Source organism: Salipiger sp. HF18, from assembly GCF_011806505.1.
Classification (GTDB): Bacteria; Pseudomonadota; Alphaproteobacteria; order Rhodobacterales; family Rhodobacteraceae; genus Salipiger; species Salipiger thiooxidans.
In genome coordinates this window covers 1-662 of sequence record NZ_JAATOS010000956.1, presented here as the reverse complement: position 1 = coordinate 662, position 662 = coordinate 1, and the positions used below count along the sequence as shown (strand labels likewise).

Genomic DNA, 662 nt, shown 5'->3' with positions numbered 1-662 from the left:
CACCGAACGTCGACGAGGCCATGCGGATCTCGTGGCTCTTCATCCAGTTGGTGTTGCCCTTCAGCGTGTTGATCTCGCCGTTGTGGGCGAGCATGCGGAACGGCTGCGCCAGCCACCACTGCGGGAAGGTGTTGGTCGAATAGCGCTGGTGGTAGATCGCGAAGGCGGATTCGAAGCGCTCGTCCTGCAGGTCGGGATAGAACTCCGATACCTGCTCGGCCAGCATCATGCCCTTGTAGATGATCGAGCGGCAGGACAGCGAGGCGATGTAGAGCTCGTTGATGCCGGCGGCCGCTGCGGCCTTCTCGATGCGGCGACGGATGACGTAGAGCTCGCGCTCGAAGGTCTCCTCGTCGACGCCCTTGGCGTTCGAGATCAGGATCTGCTCGATCTCCGGGCGCGTCGCGTTGGCCTTCTCGCCGAGGCAGTCGACCGAGACGGGCACGTGGCGCCAGCCGTAGATGTAGTGGCCCATGCGGAGCACTTCTGTCTCTACGATGGTCCGGCAGGTCTCCTGCGCGCCGAAGTTGGTGCGGGGCAGGAAGACCTGGCCCACGGCCATCAGCTCGTCCTTGCGCGGCGCGTGGCCGGTGCGGTCGATCTGGTCGTAGAAGAAGGCCACCGGGATCTGCACGTGGATGCCCGCGCCGTCACCGGTCTTG

The 662-nt window shown here is 64.8% G+C and carries 1 pseudogene; it reads right to left on the bottom strand.

From position 1 onward, the window contains the following. Positions 1–662 (bottom strand): annotated as a pseudogene (locus HC022_RS28230) (glutamate synthase large subunit); the annotation flags it as partial.